At 68.0% G+C, this 16,921-nt stretch carries 16 protein-coding genes; 9 read left to right on the top strand and 7 right to left on the bottom strand.

Annotated features, from left to right (window positions below; all coding sequences use genetic code 11):
* Positions 1–110: 110 nt before the first annotated feature.
* Entirely contained in the window at positions 111–971 is an 861-nt protein-coding gene (locus AB4851_RS02220; protein ID WP_414448252.1) for an NAD(P)-dependent oxidoreductase, read from the top strand.
* Between the two features lie 264 nt (positions 972–1,235).
* Here AB4851_RS02220 and AB4851_RS02215 read toward each other — a convergent pair whose 3' ends face one another.
* Complete coding sequence (locus AB4851_RS02215) at positions 1,236–1,781, bottom strand: MarR family winged helix-turn-helix transcriptional regulator (protein ID WP_414448251.1); 546 nt, start codon at positions 1,779–1,781, stop codon at positions 1,236–1,238.
* A 187-nt stretch (positions 1,782–1,968) separates the two neighbouring features.
* Between AB4851_RS02215 and AB4851_RS02210 the strand changes: the two genes are divergently transcribed.
* Together AB4851_RS02210 and AB4851_RS02205 are read left to right on the top strand one after the other, a co-directional pair.
* Positions 1,969–2,403: a nuclear transport factor 2 family protein gene (locus AB4851_RS02210; protein ID WP_414448250.1), complete on the top strand. Its 435-nt coding sequence runs from the start codon at positions 1,969–1,971 to the stop codon at positions 2,401–2,403.
* Between the two features lie 116 nt (positions 2,404–2,519).
* Entirely contained in the window at positions 2,520–3,200 is a 681-nt protein-coding gene (locus AB4851_RS02205; protein WP_414448249.1) for a hypothetical protein, read from the top strand.
* 103 nt (positions 3,201–3,303) lie between these two features.
* On the opposite strand, the gene AB4851_RS02200 is transcribed toward AB4851_RS02205, so the two are convergent.
* The gene (locus AB4851_RS02200) at positions 3,304–4,608 is read right to left on the bottom strand and encodes a GlxA family transcriptional regulator (protein WP_414448248.1); all 1,305 of its coding nucleotides are present in this window, start codon (positions 4,606–4,608) and stop codon (positions 3,304–3,306) included.
* 264 nt (positions 4,609–4,872) lie between these two features.
* Here AB4851_RS02200 and AB4851_RS02195 point away from each other — a divergent pair, with 264 nt between their 5' ends.
* The 6 genes from AB4851_RS02195 to AB4851_RS02170 are packed head-to-tail and all read left to right on the top strand — an operon-like array spanning position 4,873 to position 11,973.
* On the top strand, positions 4,873–6,258 hold the full coding sequence (locus AB4851_RS02195) for an L-serine ammonia-lyase (protein ID WP_414448247.1): 1,386 nt from the start codon (positions 4,873–4,875) through the stop codon (positions 6,256–6,258).
* A gap of 15 nt (positions 6,259–6,273) precedes the next feature.
* A complete protein-coding gene (locus AB4851_RS02190; RefSeq protein WP_414441170.1) occupies positions 6,274–7,518 on the top strand; it encodes a sarcosine oxidase subunit beta family protein in 1,245 nt (414 codons plus the stop codon).
* A gap of 25 nt (positions 7,519–7,543) precedes the next feature.
* On the top strand, positions 7,544–7,837 hold the full coding sequence (locus tag AB4851_RS02185) for a sarcosine oxidase subunit delta (protein ID WP_206128381.1): 294 nt from the start codon (positions 7,544–7,546) through the stop codon (positions 7,835–7,837).
* Positions 7,834–10,845, top strand: coding sequence for a sarcosine oxidase subunit alpha family protein (locus tag AB4851_RS02180; protein WP_414448246.1), 3,012 nt, complete (start codon positions 7,834–7,836; stop codon positions 10,843–10,845). Before AB4851_RS02185 ends, AB4851_RS02180 begins: the two co-directional genes overlap by 4 nt.
* Complete coding sequence (locus tag AB4851_RS02175; protein WP_414441173.1) at positions 10,835–11,470, top strand: sarcosine oxidase subunit gamma; 636 nt, start codon at positions 10,835–10,837, stop codon at positions 11,468–11,470. The genes AB4851_RS02180 and AB4851_RS02175 overlap by 11 nt, the downstream gene beginning before the upstream one ends.
* Entirely contained in the window at positions 11,467–11,973 is a 507-nt protein-coding gene (locus AB4851_RS02170) for a dihydroneopterin aldolase (protein ID WP_414448245.1), read from the top strand. Before AB4851_RS02175 ends, AB4851_RS02170 begins: the two co-directional genes overlap by 4 nt.
* Positions 11,974–12,091: 118 nt before the next feature.
* Here the strand turns inward: AB4851_RS02170 and AB4851_RS02165 are convergent, their stop codons facing one another.
* The 5 genes from AB4851_RS02165 to AB4851_RS02145 all read right to left on the bottom strand — a co-directional run bounded on the left by AB4851_RS02165 (position 12,092) and on the right by AB4851_RS02145 (position 16,853).
* On the bottom strand, positions 12,092–12,370 hold the full coding sequence (locus tag AB4851_RS02165) for a hypothetical protein (RefSeq protein ID WP_414448244.1): 279 nt from the start codon (positions 12,368–12,370) through the stop codon (positions 12,092–12,094).
* 112 nt (positions 12,371–12,482) lie between these two features.
* Complete coding sequence (locus AB4851_RS02160) at positions 12,483–12,668, bottom strand: CsbD family protein (RefSeq protein ID WP_414448243.1); 186 nt, start codon at positions 12,666–12,668, stop codon at positions 12,483–12,485.
* Positions 12,669–12,751: 83 nt separating this feature from the next.
* The gene (locus tag AB4851_RS02155; RefSeq protein ID WP_414441179.1) at positions 12,752–13,315 is read right to left on the bottom strand and encodes a ferritin-like domain-containing protein; all 564 of its coding nucleotides are present in this window, start codon (positions 13,313–13,315) and stop codon (positions 12,752–12,754) included.
* 336 nt (positions 13,316–13,651) lie between these two features.
* Positions 13,652–15,139, bottom strand: a complete 1,488-nt coding sequence (locus AB4851_RS02150; protein ID WP_414448242.1) for a hypothetical protein — start codon at positions 15,137–15,139, stop codon at positions 13,652–13,654.
* A gap of 229 nt (positions 15,140–15,368) precedes the next feature.
* On the bottom strand, positions 15,369–16,853 hold the full coding sequence (locus AB4851_RS02145) for a SulP family inorganic anion transporter (RefSeq protein ID WP_414448241.1): 1,485 nt from the start codon (positions 16,851–16,853) through the stop codon (positions 15,369–15,371).
* Positions 16,854–16,921: the final 68 nt, after the last annotated feature.

The raw sequence follows: 16,921 nt of genomic DNA, 5'->3' as shown, positions 1-16,921 counted from the left end.
GGCCGGAATCATGGCGTGCATGACATGGCGGGGCGTGCGGCGGGCGCGCAGAATCGGCGGCGAAACCGGCATCGAGCCGTGCACCAATCATTCAGCGGGAGAGCAACGAGATGGCGACGATTGCGGTATTGGGCCTGGGCGCGATGGGCTCGCGCATGGCGGCGAACCTGATCCGGGCCGGGCATCGGGTGACGGTGTGGAACCGCAGCCCGCAGGCGGCCGCGCCGCTGGTGGAAGCCGGCGCGCGGCTCGCCGACACGCCGAAGGCGGCGGCCGCCGACGCGGCGTTCGTGATCGCGATGCTGCGCGACAACGAGGCCTCGCGGCAGGTCTGGCTCGACCCCGATACCGGCGCGGCCGGGGGCATGGCGGCCGGTGCGATCGCGATCGAAAGCTCCACGCTGACGGCCGAGTGGATTCGCGAACTGGACGCATGCCTGGCCGAGCGGGCGCTGCGGCTGCTCGAAGCGCCGGTCGTCGGCAGCACGCCGCAGGCCGAGGCCGGGCAATTGACCTATTTCATCGGCGGCGATGCCGGGGTGCTGGCGCAAGCCGAACCCGTGCTCGCGGTGATGGGCACGTCCATCGTGCACGTGGGGGCGCCCGGCGCCGCCGCGCTGGCGAAGCTGGCCACCAACACGCTGCTCGGCGTGCAGGTGGCGGTGCTGGGGGAATTGATCGGCCTGCTGGGGCACGCGGGCGCCGACGTCACGCGAATCCTGGCGGCGATCGCCGCCACGCCCGTCTGGAGCGCGGCGGCGGGGCGCGTGTCCGGCCTCATGCTGACCGGCGCGGTTGCGCCGCAATTTCCGGTCGAGCTGATCGAGAAGGATTTCGGCTACACGTTGCAGACGGTCGGCAACGATGCGATGGCGCCGACCATCGCCGCCGCGCGCGGCGTGTTTCGCATCGCGGTCGAGCGCGGTTTCGGCAAGGAGAACATGACGGCGGTGGCCAAGCTGTTCGTGTAGCGGCGGTGTTCGATGCTTGGCTGCGACGCTGAGCGGCTCTAAGCAGCCCCAGGCGGCCGAGGCGACCCAGGCGACCCAGGCGGCCGAGGCGACCCAGGCGACCCAGGCGGCCGAGGCGACCCAGGCGACCCAGGCGACCCAGGCGACCCAGGCGACCCAGGCGACCCAGGCGACCCAGGCGACCCAGGCGACCCAGGCGACCCAGGCGACCCAGGCGACCCAGGCGACCCAGGCGACCCAGGCGACCCCAGGCCCTAAGCAGCCCTAATCGCGGCTTTCGTCCCGGTCCCGATCGTACGCGGCGAGGAACGTGTCGGACGACACCTGATCGGCGAGCCGCCGCAACATGACGGCATCGGCCGTGCCGAGCACCGTTTCGACGCGTTCGTTCGCCTCGCGCCAGTGTTCGAACGCGACTTGCAGGCGTGCCTGCCCATCGGCCGTCAACGTCACGCGCTTGACGCGGCGATCCTGGGCGTCGGGCCGCAGCGCCACCAGCCCGTCGCGGATCAGCGGGCGCAGCGCGTGCGTCACGGCCGAAATCTGCACCGCGAGTTGATCGGCCAGATCCTGCAGCGTCGGGGGCTGATTGCCGTTTCGCTGCGTGATCCGCTCGACTTCGGCGAGCAGGCCGGCCTGGGTGGACTTGAGGCCCGACGGGGCCATCGCATCGTCGTACAGGTTGCCGAGACGGCGCGCCGCGCGGCGCAGCGCTGTGTGGGTACAGGCGAGCGACGCGAAATGCTCGCGCGCCTCGGCGTCGCTTGGTGGGGCGGCGGGGGCGTTGGTGGCGTCGGGTTTGCTTGGCATGCCGGAGGATCTGCAAGTGCAGCGCGATGCGGGAAAGCGCTCACTATAACGCTTTAACTTGAGCGCTCAAATACTGGCCGCTCGAATCGGGTGGGGGCGGCGGGCCGAGCAACGGTGCGCCGCCCCTCGTGTTCGTCACGGCTCGCAGCACCGGGCAGGGCCGGCCCATTGAACCGGAGCACCGCTCATGTCGTCCGCACGCGAAGTCTTCATGCAGTTCACCGATGCCCTCACGCATCTCGATACCGACCACGCACGCTGCCTGGCGCTGTTCGCGCCCGACGCCGTCTTCGAGTTTCCGTATGCGCCCACGCTGGGCCTGCCGGCGCGCCACGAAGGCACGGCGCAGATCGGCGCCTTGCTCGAATTGATCCGCGACCGGATTCCGCCGGTGGCCGTCGGCACGATGGTGATTCACGAGCTGAAGCGCGATGGCGAGCTGTTCGTCGAATACCGCTCCGAAGGCCGCATCGGGGGCACCGGGCAGCCCTATACGCAGGACTACGCCAGCTATGTGCGGGTGGAAAACGGCCTGATCCGGGTGCTGCGCGAGTACTTCAACGCCATTTCGAGCGCGCGCGCGATCCTGCCGGGTGGCCTGGCCGACGTGCGGCCCGCGTGACGCAGGTAAGGCGGCGTAACTGCTTGATAGATCGGGAAATCGTGTTTTCCTGAGCCGACCTCAAGTTTTTCGTTCGGATGCCGATATGCAGCGGTCAAGCCAACGGAGAGCAGGTCATGAGCATTCAGGCGACTTCCAGCGTCAGCACGGTCGATCCGTATGACAGCACGTCGGCAAGCAGCAAGCGCGACAAGCAGGCGGCGGCCGATGCGGCAGCCGCGGCGGCTTCCGGTCAAACCAGCCAGTCGAATCCATCGAGCCAGTCGGCGGCGGCCGCAGCGGCGTCGGCCAGCGCAACGCAACCGGCCACGGCGGTGACCTCGACATCGTCGGCGACATCCGCCACTTCGGCCACTTCGGCCACCGCGTCGACCTCGACCACCGACATTACCGGCGGCACGCCGCTCGGCTATGGCGCAAGCAGCACCGCACCGGCGAGCACCTCGACGGCCGTGGGCGCATCGTCCACTTCGAGCACGTCGTCGGATTCGTCGGCTGCCTCGTCCGGCACGTCCGGGTCCACGAGCAGCACGCAAGGTTCGGGCGGCGGTGGTGGCGGTGGCGGTGGCTCTTCGAGCAGCAGCAGCGCCGCGAGTCAGCTCGAACAGACGATCAAGCGCCTCGAACAGCAACTGCAGCAGGCCGAGCAGCAACTGGCACGCGCGCACACCGATGCGGAACGCCAGGCCGCTACCACGCAGGTGGCGACCGACAGCGCTGCCCTGCAGTCCGCGATTGCGCAATACGTGCAGCAGACCGGCCAGTCGAGCGGCACGGCCGTCAGCGTCTACGTTTGATCGTGGGCGATGTAGCGTGAGCCGTCGTGCGCGCCCGAGCGTTCGGGCGCGCCGCGACTAGCGCGCGAGCGGCGGCGCATCCTAGCCCGCCGCCGAATCGTCCTTATCCCGGCCGCCGTCCCCGGTCTTTGCCGGCCGCTTCGGCCTTGCCCGCCGGGCCTGCCACGGTTTCGCGATCGGCAGCATCGGTCCCCTCGGTCGTATCGACCGCATCGACCGCCTCAGCAGCATCGACCGCCTCAGCAGCATCGACCGCCTCAGCAGCATCGACCGCCTCAGCAGCATCAACCGCCTCAGCAGCATCGACTGCCTCAGCAGCATCAACCGCCTCAGCCGCCTCGACTGCCTCAGCCGCCTCAGCCGCCTCGATCGCTTCAGCCCCCTCCGCCGCCGCCCCACCTTTCTCCCGATAAGCCGCCGGCGTCGCACCAAACTGCTTCCGAAACTCCCGCCCGAGATGCGACGCATCGGCAAACCCGCAACTGGTGGCGATGTCGGCCACCGTGCGGTCCGAACTCGTCAGCAGCCAGGCGGCGGTGCGCAGCCGCACCTGCTTGGCGAACGCCTGCGGGCTCTTGCCGGTTTCGGCCTTGAACAGCCGCTCCAGTTGCCGCGCCGACAGGTCGAGCTTGCCGGCCAGTTCCTCCAGCGGCAGCGCGCGCCCCACGTGCTGTTCCATCAGCAGGATCGCGCGCTTGACCTTCGGGTGCGTGGCCGGCTCCAGCCCCGGCGGATGCGGCTGCGGCGCGTTGCCCTTCTGCATCTCCCCCACCAGCAGGATGCGCAGCGCCTTCTGCACCGTGGCGTGATCGAAATGGCGCAGCAGGATCGCGGCGGCCACGTCGATCGCGGCGCGCCCGCCCGAGCACGTGATGCGGCGCCGATCCATGACGAACAGCCGGTCGGCGATCAGCAGCGCCGGATCGGCGTTCGGAAAGCGCTCGATGAAATCCCAGTAATGGAACCAGCTCACGCAGATCCGGTGCGCATCGAGCACGCCCGCGCGCATCAGCGTGAACACGCCGGTGCAGATCCCCACCACGTTGGCGCCGCCCTCGGCCGCGCGCCGCACGAACTTCAGCGTGTCCGGGCTCGCCTGCGGGCTCGAATGCAGCAGCCCGCCCACCACCACCACGTAGTCGAACGGCTCGCGCGCCTCGTCGAAGGTTTCCCACGGCGTGATCTGGATGCCGCAGCTCGCGCGCACCGGCGCGAGCGTGTCGCCGATCACGCTCCAGGCGCAGCGCACCGGCTTGCTGTAGTCGCCGTCGTCGGCGGACAGCCGCAGCATGTCGACGAAGCCCGAGAAGGCGGTGAGCGTGAAGTTCGGCAGCAGCACGATACCGAAGCGCAACCGGTGGGGGGCCGGGTCGTCGGACAGGAGCGAGGCGGGCAGATCGGGCGTCATTGAAGCGTGGTCAGGGTAGGGCGTGAAGCCGGAAAGCGCCGGCCGGCGGCGGCGCTCCGTGCGTCGAGCGTCGCCGATCCATGGGGGCCGGACTTGCGTTTTTCCGTCGCGAATCATCGCCAAAACGCAGTTTTCGGCCCCGCCGTCACCGGGGTGGCGGCGGCATCCCACTTCGATGCCGGTTTTGTTCTATCGGCGGATTTTACGCTTTGATGTACTGACGCCAATGTCCAACCGTTCCGTTTCCCCCGGAGAAGCAGTCAGATGAACGTCAGCGTTTTCGATCTGTTCAAGATCGGCATCGGCCCGTCGAGCTCGCATACGGTCGGCCCGATGATCGCCGCCTGCCGGTTCGCCTCGCATGTCGAGGATGCGAACCTGCTGGCCTTCGTGCGGCGCGTGCGGGTCGAGCTGTACGGCTCGCTCGGCGCGACCGGCAAGGGCCACGGCACCGACAAGGCGGTACTGCTCGGCCTGGAGGGCCACCTGCCGGACGTGATCGACCCGGACCTGATCGAGCCGCGCCTGAAGGCGATCCGCGCCGAGAAGACGCTCTCGCTGCTGGGCCGTCAGTCGGTCCACTTCGAGGAAAAGGAAGACATCGGCTTCTTCCGCCGCCTGATGACCGGCACCGGTATCGTCCACCCGAACGGCATGCGCTTCCAGGCGTTCGACGAACAGGGCCAGTTGCTGGTGGAGAAGGAGTATTACTCGGTCGGCGGCGGCTTCGTGGTGAACCGCGACGGCGATCGCGTGAACGGCGTGCGCGCCGCGACCGAGGTGCCGTACCCGTTCCGCACCGGCGACGACCTGATGCGCGTCTCCCGCGAAAGCGGCCTGTCGATCGCCGAGCTGACGTACCGCAACGAATGCGCGCTGCGCCCGGCCGAGGAAGTGCGCGCCGGCCTGCTGGCGGTCTGGAAGACCATGGCGGCCTGCGTCGAGCGCGGCTGCAAGGTGGAGGGCGAGCTGCCCGGCCCGATGCGCGTCAAGCGCCGCGCGGCCGGCCTGTACAACCGTCTGCGCGACCGCTCCGAGGAATCGCTGCGCGATCCGCTGTCGATGCTCGACTGGGTCAACCTCTATGCGATGGCCGTCAACGAGGAGAACGCCGCCGGCGGGCGGGTGGTCACCGCGCCGACCAACGGCGCGGCCGGCGTGATTCCGGCGGTGCTCCATTACTACGTGAAGTTCGTGCCCGGCTCGAACGAGCAGGGGATCCTGGATTTCCTGCTGACGGCCGCGGCCATCGGCATCATCTACAAGGAAACCGCCTCGATTTCCGGTGCCGAGGTCGGCTGCCAGGGCGAGGTGGGCGTGGCCTGCTCGATGGCCGCCGCGGCGCTCGCCGCCGTGATGGGCGGCACGCCCGATCAGGTCGAGAACGCCGCCGAGATCGGCATGGAACACAACCTCGGCATGACCTGCGACCCGGTGGGCGGCCTGGTGCAGATCCCCTGCATCGAGCGCAACGCGATGGGCGCGATCAAGGCGCTGAACGCGTCGCGCATGGCGCTGAAGGGCGACGGCCAGCATTACGTGTCGCTCGATTCGGTGATCAAGACCATGCGCGAAACCGGCGCCGACATGAAAACGAAATACAAGGAAACGTCACGCGGCGGCCTGGCCGTGAACGTCATCGAGTGCTAACCAAGGTGCATTGAAATGAGCCGCTACTCCCTATTCAGCCTGTTCCGCAACGGCCTGTCGTATCACGAGAACTGGGAGCGCCAATGGCGTTCCCCCGAACCGAAGAAGGAATACGACGTGGTGATCGTCGGCGGCGGCGGTCATGGCCTCGCGACGGCGTACTACCTTGCCAAGGAGCACGGCATCACCAATGTCGCGATCCTCGAGAAAGGCTGGATCGGCGGCGGCAACACCGCCCGCAACACCACCATCGTGCGCTCGAACTACCTGTGGGACGAATCGGCCGGCCTGTACGAGAAGGCCATGAAGCTGTGGGAAGGACTGTCGCAGGATCTGAACTACAACGTCATGTTCAGCCAGCGCGGCGTGATGAACCTCGCGCACACGCTGCAGGACGTGCGCGACACGCAGCGCCGCGTCAACGCGAACCGCCTGAACGGGGTGGACGCCGAATACCTGACGCCCGCGCAGATCAAGGAACTGGAACCCAACATCAACCTGAACAGCCGCTACCCGGTGCTGGGCGCGTCGATTCAGCGCCGCGGCGGCTCGGCCCGCCACGACGCGGTGGCCTGGGGCTTCGCGCGCGGCGCCGACCGCGCCGGCGTGGACATCATCCAGAACTGCCAGGTAACGGGCATCCGCCGCGACGGCGGCCAGGTCACCGGCGTGGATACGGTCAAGGGCTTCATCAAGGCCAAGAAGGTGGCGGTGGTCGCCGCCGGCAACACCAGCTCGCTCGCCGACATGGCCGGCATCCGCCTGCCGATCGAAAGCCACCCGCTGCAGGCGCTGGTGTCCGAGCCGATCAAGCCGTGCGTCAACACGGTGGTGATGTCGAACGCGGTGCACGCGTACATCAGCCAGTCCGACAAGGGCGATCTGGTGATCGGCGCCGGCATCGATCAATACACGGGCTTCGGCCAGCGCGGCAGCTTCCAGGTGATCGAAGGCACGCTGGAAGCGATCGTCGAGATGTTCCCGGTGTTCTCGCGGGTGCGCATGAACCGCCAGTGGGGCGGCATCGTGGATGTCTCGCCGGACGCCTGCCCGATCATCAGCAAGACCGACGTGAAGGGGCTGTATTTCAACTGCGGCTGGGGCACGGGCGGCTTCAAGGCCACGCCGGGCTCGGGCTGGGTGTTCGCGCACACCATCGCGCGCGACGAGCCGCACGCGCTGAACGCGGCGTTCGCGCTCGACCGTTTCTACAACGGCCACCTGATCGACGAACACGGCGCCGCCGCCGTCGCGCACTGACCCCGGACCACGAGGAGAAACCAACATGCTGCTGATCAAATGCCCGTGGTGCGGACCGCGCGCCGAGTCCGAATTCTCGTGCGGCGGGGAAGCCGACATCGCCCGCCCGCTCGACACCGACGCGCTGTCGGACCGCGAATGGGGCGACTACCTGTTCATGCGCAAGAACCCGCGCGGCGTGCACCGCGAGCAATGGCTGCACACGCAGGGCTGCCGCCGCTGGTTCATGGCGACGCGCGACACGGTGAGCTACGAAATCCAGGGCTACGACACGTTCGGCGTGCCCGCACATGACGCACAAGAGGGCAACACGAAATGAGCCAGAAAGACCGCCTGAATGCGGGTGGCCGGATCAACCGCGCGATTCCGCTGACCTTCACGTTCAATGGCCGCACCTACCAGGGCTTCCAGGGCGACACGCTGGCCTCGGCGCTGCTGGCCAACGGCGTGCATTTCGTCGCCCGCAGCTTCAAGTACCACCGCCCGCGCGGGATCGTGACGGCCGACGTCGCGGAACCGAATGCGGTCGTGCAACTGGAAACCGGCGCGTACACCGTGCCGAACGCGCGCGCCACCGAGATCGAGCTGTACCAGGGCCTGGTTGCCACCAGCGTGAACGCCGAGCCGTCGCTCGAAAACGACCGCTTCGCGATCAACCAGAAGTTCGCGCGCTTCATGCCGGCGGGCTTCTACTACAAGACCTTCATGTGGCCGCGCAAGTTCTGGCCGAAGTACGAGGAGAAGATTCGCGAGGCGGCCGGCCTGGGCAAGGCCCCTGCGGCGCTCGACGCCGACCGCTACGACAAGCAGTTCGCGCATTGCGACGTGCTGGTGGTGGGCGGCGGGCCGACCGGCCTGGCGGCCGCGCATGCGGCGGGCGTGACCGGTGCGCGCGTGATCCTGGTGGACGACCAGCGTGAGCTGGGCGGCAGCCTGCTGTCGTGCCGCGCCGAAATCGACGGCAAGCCGGCGCTGCAATGGGTCGAGAAGATCGAGGCCGAACTGACCAAGCTGCCCGAGGTGAAGATCCTGTCGCGCAGCACGGCGTTCGGCTACCAGGACCACAACCTGGTGACCGTCTCGCAACGCCTGACCGAGCATCTGCCGGTGTCGATGCGCAAGGGCACGCGCGAGCTGCTGTGGAAGATTCGCGCCAAGCGCGTGATCCTGGCGACCGGCGCGCAGGAGCGGCCGATCGTGTTCGGCAACAACGACCTGCCGGGCGTGATGCTGGCCGGCGCGGTGTCCACCTACGTCAACCGTTTCGGCGTGCTGCCGGGCCGCGAGGCGGTGGTGTTCACCAACAACGATCGCGCCTACCAGGCCGCGCTCGACCTGAAGGCGCACGGCGCGAAGGTCACGGTGGTCGATTCGCGCGCCGCCTCGAACGGCGCGCTGCCGGCCGCCGCCAAGCGTCACGGCGTGACCGTGATGCACGGCGCGGTGGTGGCGCAGGCAGCGGGCAAGCTGCGCGTGACTTCGGTCGACGTGCACACCTACGCGAGCGGCAAGATGGGCAGCAAGACGGCCACGCTGCCGTGCGACCTGCTCGCGATGTCGGGCGGCTACAGCCCGGTGCTGCACCTGTTCGCGCAATCGGGCGGCAAGGCGCACTGGCACGACGAGAAAGCCTGCTTCGTGCCGGGCAAGGCCGTGCAGCCGGAAACCAGCATCGGCGCGGCCGCCGGCGAATTCTCGCTGGCGCGCGGGCTGCGGCTCGCGGTGGACGCCGGGGTGGACGCGGCCAAGGCGGCCGGTTTCAACGCGGTGCAGCGCCCGGTCGCCCCGCAGGCCACCGACGCCGCCGAAGCGCCGCTGCAGGCGCTCTGGCTGGTCGGCGCGGGCGAGCAGGTGACGCGCGGCGCGAAGCGTTTCGTCGATTTCCAGAACGACGTGGGCGCGGCCGACATCCTGCTGGCCGCCCGTGAAGGCTTCGAATCGGTCGAGCACGCCAAGCGCTACACCGGCATGGGCTTCGGCACCGATCAGGGCAAGCTCGGCAACATCAACGGCATGGCGATCCTCGCGCTGGCGCTCGGCAAGACGATCCCCGAGACGGGCACCACCACCTTCCGTCCGAACTACACGCCGGTCACGTTCGGCACGTTCGCCGGCCGCGAACTGGGCGATTTCCTCGACCCGGTGCGCAAGACCTGCGTGCACGAATGGCACGTCGCGAACGGCGCGCTGTTCGAGGACGTCGGCAACTGGAAGCGCCCCTGGTACTTCCCGAAGAACGGCGAGGACCTGCACGCGGCGGTCGCGCGCGAATGCCTGGCGGTGCGCAACAGCGTCGGCATTCTCGATGCGTCCACGCTCGGCAAGATCGACATTCAAGGCCCGGATTCGATCCAGTTGCTGAACTGGATGTACACGAACCCGTGGAACAAGCTCGAAGTCGGCAAGTGCCGCTACGGGCTGATGCTCGACGAGAACGGCATGGTGTTCGACGACGGCGTGACGGTGCGCCTCGGCGAGCAGCACTACATGATGACCACCACCACCGGCGGCGCGGCGCGCGTGCTGACCTGGATGGAGCGCTGGCTGCAGACCGAATGGCCGGACATGAAGGTGCGTCTGTCGTCGGTCACCGATCATTGGGCGACGTTCGCCGTGGTCGGCCCGAACAGCCGCAAGGTGGTGCAGAAGGTGTGCCAGGACATCGATTTCGCGAACGCGGCGTTCCCGTTCATGAGCTACCGCGACGGCACCGTGGCGGGCGCGAAGGCGCGCGTGATGCGCATCAGCTTCTCGGGCGAACTGGCCTACGAAGTGAACGTGCCGGCCAACGCGGGCCGCGCGGTGTGGGAAGCCATCATGGCGGCCGGCGCGGAATTCGACATCACGCCGTACGGCACCGAAACCATGCACGTGCTGCGCGCCGAGAAGGGCTACATCATCGTCGGCCAGGACACCGACGGTTCGGTCACGCCGCACGACCTCGGCATGAGCGGGCTGGTGGCGAAGTCGAAGGATTTCCTCGGCCGCCGTTCGCTGTCGCGCTCGGACACGGCCGGCAGCAACCGCAAGCAACTGGTCGGCCTGCTGACCGACGATCCGGCCACCGTGCTGGAAGAAGGCGGCCAGATCGTCGAGACGGCGGCCGTGGCGAATGCGAACGGACTGACGCCGATGATCGGCCACGTCACGTCGAGCTACTTCAGCCCGATCCTCAAGCGTTCGATCGCGATGGCGGTGGTGAAGGGCGGTTTGGGCAAGATGGGCCAGTCCGTCGCGATCTCGCTCGCGAACGGCAGGAAGATCAACGCGAAGATCACCAGCCCGGTTTTCTACGACACCGAAGGGGTACGTCAGAATGTGGAATGAAACGCGAAATCAAACTTCGGTGGCCGTGCAACCGGCCGGCATGCGGCTCGAATCGCCGCTGGTCGGTGCGCAGGACGTGCTGAAGCCGCACCAGGCGAAGGCCTCGCAGAAGTTTCAACTGCGCGAGCGGCCGTTCCTCGACCTCGTCAACGTGCGCGGCGAGCTGTCCGATCCGGCGTTCGTCGAGGCGTTCGAGCGCGTGGTCGGCTGCAAGCCGCCCGCCACGCCGAACACGGTGGCGCGCGGCGCCGACTACGACGTGCTGTGGCTCGGCCCGGACGAGTGGCTGGTGCGCTCGCACGGCCCGGTGGTCGCGGGCCAGCTCGAAGCGAAGCTGGTGCCGGCGCTGGCCGGCCGCTACGCGGCGGCGGTGGATGTGGGCAGCGGCTTCACGGTGCTGGAAGTCAGCGGCGAGCGCGTGCGCGACGTGATCGCGCGCGGCTGCCCGCTCGATCTGCATCCGAGCCGCTTCGGCGCGGGCCAATGCGCGCAGAGCCATTACTTCAAGTCGTCGATCACGCTGGTGCCGACCGGCGAGCAGAGCTACGACCTGGTGATCCGCCGCAGCTTCGCCGATTACTTCTGCCGCATCATGCTCGACGCCGCCGCGCCGATCGTGTCATGAAACGCACCGACGATCCGTTCGCGACGCTCGAAACGGCCCGCCCGCGCGGGCGCGGCTGGAGCGTGTTCATCGACGAACTGAAGGTGCCCGCGCGCATCGGCATTCATGCGCACGAGCACGAGGCGCCGCAGCCGGTCGTGGTCGACGCACGGCTCGGCTACCGCTGCGAGCCGGTGGAGCAGGGCGCGGAGGGCTTCGTCGATTACGACGGCTACTGCGCGCGTGTTGCGTCGTGGCTCGCGCACAAGCCGCACACGCGGCTGCTCGAAACGCTGGTGGTGGAGTTGGCGGCGCTGTCGTTCGAGGAATGGCCGTCGCTCGAATCGGTCACGCTGTCGCTGCACAAGCCGAAGATCCGGCCGGGCACGCGGCGCGTGGGCGTCGAACTGGACTGGACGCGTGCGGATTACGTCGCATGGTGCGCGGCGCTCGACGCACGCGAGCGCGTGACGCGCACCGCGTTGCAGGCCGGGCGGGTCGGGGCGGAGGTGGCCGCGCACTGAACGGCCGCGCGGCAGGAAGACAAGAAGGGAACGGCGAACGCCACGCGCGATGCGATATCGCGCGTGGCGTTGGTCGTTTGGGGTGTCGCTGAATTGCGCGGCGTACCGTGCGGCGGCCTCAGTGCAAGGCCAGCCGAGTGCTGTGCGCTTCGAGTTCGCGCAGGCGCGCGACGATGTCGTCGAGCTGCGCGCGTTCGGCCGGTTGCAGGCCGTCACTGGCCAGCGTGGCTTCGAGCCGTACGCGCCACAGCGCGAACGGCGCGGGCTCGCCGGGCACGAGACGCGCCACCAGCAGTTCGAGTAATGACAGATCCGATTCGACGGTCGTCGGCGCGGTGTCCGCGGTGTCGTCGTTCGGGGCGGGGGTGTGACGGGAATCGTTGGAATCGTGCTGCATCGATACCTCGCATGTCGCGGTCTGGACGCTGCCCGGCCGAGGCCGGGCATGCGCGACAGATTGACCGCGCATCGTGACCGCTTCGCGACGAGGCGAAACGGTCACGCGCCGGTCAGTGATGATCCGGCTTGCCGCGCACCGCGTCCTTCGCATCGCCGAGGCCCTTGCGTGCCTCGCCGGCGGCTTGCTGCAAGTCGCCCTTGACTTCCTGCTTGGTGTTGCCGGTGGCCTTGCCAACGGCTTCGTTGACCTTGCCCTTGACCTGCTCGACCGTACCCTTGATGTGATCCTTGTTCATGCTTCACCTCCAGCGTTGAATGCTTGCAGACGGATGGATGCCCGCCGTCACGGGGTTGAACACGGTGCGAACGCGACGCTCACTCAGTTCACGTTCTTCTTCTTCAGTTCCTCGGGCAGCCCGGCGAGCAGGTCCGACATTTCATCGGCGTGCTCTTCCTCGACCGCGAGAATTTCTTCGAACAGGCGGCGCGTGGTCGGATCGCGATCGCCGAGGTATTGGATCGCCTCGCGATAACTGTCGATCGCGATGCGCTCCGCCACCAGGTCTTCCTTGATCATGTCGACCAGCGTCGTGCCTTCCACGTATTCGGCATGGCTGCGCTTGGTCAGGCCGTCCGGCGCCAGATCCGGGCTGCCGCCGAGCTGCACGATACGGGCCGCCAGCATGTCGGCGTGGCTCTGCTCCTCGTTCGAGTGCACGAGGAATTCCTCGGCGATGCCCGACGAGTGAATGCCCTTGGCCATGAAGTGATGGCGGCGATAGCGCAGCATGCAGACGATTTCCGTCGCCAGCGACTCGTTGAGCAGCTTCAACACCGTGTCGCGGTCGGCGTGATAGCCGGCGGTCACGGCGCCATCGTCGACGTGCTTGCGGGCGCGATCGCGCAGGGTCTTCACATCGGTCATATGCGTGTTGTGGGTCATCGCAATTCCTCTTTGTTGGCGTGTCGAAGTTGTCGGCATTCCGCTGCCGATCGCATGGCGGCGATCGGGGGGGCCGCCGGTCCGAACCGGGCATGCTCGGCCGGGTTTGTGTCTTTGTAGAGCAGCATTCGTGCCAAATGGCGGGAAATGCCATGAGGATGAGGGGCGATGACGCCGGGCGGAACAGCGCGGAGCCCTTGGTGGCGGGGCTGCGCGGGGGATGGCAAGGCGCGGCGGAGCGCGCGGCGCGCGATGGGGACGGATCGGCGGCGGGACCGGGAGAGCGGGTAGCGCGCGAGGCGGGCTTGTAAAACCTACATGCGGATTGGCGGGATTTCAGGGGCGGCAGGGCAGGCGCGTGTCGGCGGGCGGCGTCAGCGCGTAGACGGCATAGCCGCCCGGCATCGACGGTGCGCGCAACTCGCGCAGGCCCCAGCCGGTGGCGGCGAGGTCGGTGCCGAGGGTGGCCCAGAACGGTGGCGAATCCTGCTTGATCACGGCGTAGCGGGCGCCGGACGTCAGGGCGATGGCCGAGATGGCCAGCCTGCGGTCGCGGCCGTTGCTGGGTGCGGTGCAAGCGCGGTGATAGGCGATGCTGCCCGGTGTTTTCAGGCCGACCATGTCGACGAGCTTGAACGTCGTGGCATAGGACAGATAGCCGGCATCGTGAATCAACAGGGTGGCGCCGCGTGGCAGATGGGTATCGAGCCAATGCGCGAGCGAAACGAATTCGTTGGCGGCTTGTTGCGTATCCGCATCGTATCGGCTCATGACGATCGGCAAGTACAGCGTGGTCCACCCGGCCAGCACGATGCAGCCGATGCCGCTCCACCGCGCCGATTTCAGGACGTCTAGCGTCAGATAGAGGAAGGCCGGCAGCAGGATGAACAGATAGCGGCCATTGTTGTGCTCGGCGCCGCCCGGCAGCGTGAGCCACATGGCCAGCAGGAACGAACCGGCGAATAGGGCGAGCGGTACCCACAGCCGGGAACGCCGCGCGAGCATCGCCACGATCGCGAGCGGCATCAATCCGCAGCCGACGAACGCCACCAGCATGAATTGCGCTTTCATGGCCCACGGCGAGTTCCGGTCGGCGAAGAACAGTTCCTTGGCCTTGGCGGTAGCCGGCGCCAGCGAACCGAGAGAACACCACGTCCAGGCCAGGAACGGCAGCGCGACGGCCACCGCGAGCAGGCCGTCGCGCACGGCCATCGCATAGTCGCCGGCGCGTGCTCGCAGGCCGAGCTGGCGCAGCATCAACACGCCCGACAGCGCGGCCAACTCCGGGCGCAGGAACGGCATGAGTCCACACAGCAGCGGTAGCCACACGGAGCGCGCCGGTTCCAGCGCGAGCGAGATCGCCCACGCCGAGGCGGCCATCGCGAGCCCGGTTTCCAGGCCGTTCAGCAACTGATACGGGGTAGCGCCGATCAGCGTGCCGAACATGACGAACAGCGCGGCCGTCAGCACCGACCCGCCGAGCTGAAACGCGATGCGCGCGAGCGCCGTGACGTACAGGCCGATGCCGGCCAAGCCGACCACGAAGACCGCGGTGGGCGAGGGCAGGAACAGCTTGGCGAACGCGACCAGCAGCAGGTGGATTGGGCTGGTCGCGCCGGTCAGTGGCGAGGTGCCGTAATTGGGATCGACGCCGGATAGCAGCACATCGGCGTTGTGGATCGTGATGTAGGCGTCGTCGAGCGGGAAGCACAGCGGGTGCGGCGCGACGAGAATCGACAGCAGCACCACCGCGCACACCGCCGCCAGATGGAAGCGGGCACGGGTCGCGGTGGCGGTGTCCTTCCATAGTCGAAGCTCGGGCATGGCGTACTCGGTCGGGCGGGGATGTCGGGAATGGCCACTGGTTTACGGCGGCGCGCCGGGAAAGCTGAACGGCGGACGTGGCCCGCCAGCGCGCTTCGCCAATCGGCGCCACGGGTTCGGCAAGCGATGCCGTTCGGGGCCGGCTCATACCGCTTGATGCGGGTTCAGCGAAGCGCGGAGTGCGGCATCGACGCCGGTCGGCACGAGAATCGACGAAATCAGCCGCGCCTCAACCGAACGAGAACCGCACCCCGGCGCGCGCGAGCAGATGCTGCCCGCGCGGCGACAGGTTCGTGAATCGCAGAAGCTTGCCGGCCTTGCGATAGCGCTCCTCGAGCGATTCGAACGCGGCGATCGCCGAATGGTCGGCCACATGCAGGTGCCGGCAATCCACGATCACGGCCTCGGGGTCATTGAGCGGCTTGAAGAGGTCCTGAAAATGGCCGGTGGACGCGAAGAACAGCGTGCCGTGCACGACGTAGGTGGCGGTGCCTCCGTCGCGCGCGATCTCCGCGCGGATTTCGCGGGCGTGCTGCCAGGCGAAGTTCAGCGCGGCGATCACGATGCCCGACATCACGGCGATGGCCAGGTCGGTGAACACGGTAATGACGGTAACCAGCACGATCACGAGCGCGTCGTTGCGCGGCACCTTGCCGAGCAGGCGCAGCGATCCCCAGGCGAAGGTCTGCTGGGCGACCACGAACATCACGCCCACCAGCGCAGCCAGCGGAATGCGCTCGATCAGCGGCGACAGGAACAGGATGAAGAGCAGGATCATGATGCCGCTCGTCGCGCCCGAAATCCGGCTGCGGCCGCCCGAGCTCAGGTTGATCATGGTCTGGCCGATCATCGCGCAGCCGCCCATCCCGCCGAACAGCCCCGACACCACGTTCGCGATGCCGAGCGCCAGGCATTCGCGGTTCGGCCGGCCGAGCGTTTCGGTGATCTCGTCGGTGAGGTTGAAGGTCAGCAGCGTTTCGAGCAGGCCCACGATCGACATCAGCAGCGCATACGGGAACACGATGCGCAGCGTGTCGAGATTCCAGGGCACGGCCGGCAGGTGAAAGCTCGGGAACACGCCCGCGATATGCGCCATGTCGCCGAGCGTGCGCGTGGGCAGATGCAGGCCCTGGCTGACGATGCCGATCCCGACGATCGCGACCAGCGCCGGCGGGACCGCCTTGGTCACGCGCGGCAGCAGATAGACGATCAGCATCGTCAGGGCCACCAGCGCGCACATGACGAGCAGCGGCGTGCCGTGCAGCCAGGTCGTGCCCTGCGGCGTGACGGTCTTGAAATGCTCGAACTGCGCGGACGCGATGATGATGGCCAGCCCGTTGACGAAGCCGATCATGACCGGATGCGGCACCATCCGGATCAGCTTGCCGAGCCGCAGCAGGCCGAACAGCATCATGAACACGCCGCCGAGCACGACCGTGACCAGCAGGTACTGCACGCCGTGCTGCACCACCAGCGCGACGATCACCACCGCCATCGAGCCGGCCGCGCCGGAGATCATGCCGGGCCGGCCGCCGAGAATCGCGGTCAGCGCGCAGATGATGAACGCGCCGTACAGGCCCATCAGCGGGTTCAGTTGCGCGACGAGCGCGAAGGCGATGCACTCGGGAACGAGCGCGAAGGACGAGGTGATGCCGGCCAGCACGTTGGCGGGAAGGTTCGAGAGCCACTGCTCCCGGGGCGTCTGGATATGCATGGGAATCGCTGCGCGGGCGAAGGCCCGCCTGGTGTTTCGTGGGCGTGACGCAGGCAGGCTGCGTCATC

The sequence above is a fragment of the Burkholderia sp. 22PA0099 genome, from assembly GCF_047497165.1.
Lineage (GTDB): Bacteria > Pseudomonadota > Gammaproteobacteria > Burkholderiales > Burkholderiaceae > Burkholderia.
This window is presented reverse-complemented; position numbering and strand designations above follow the sequence as displayed.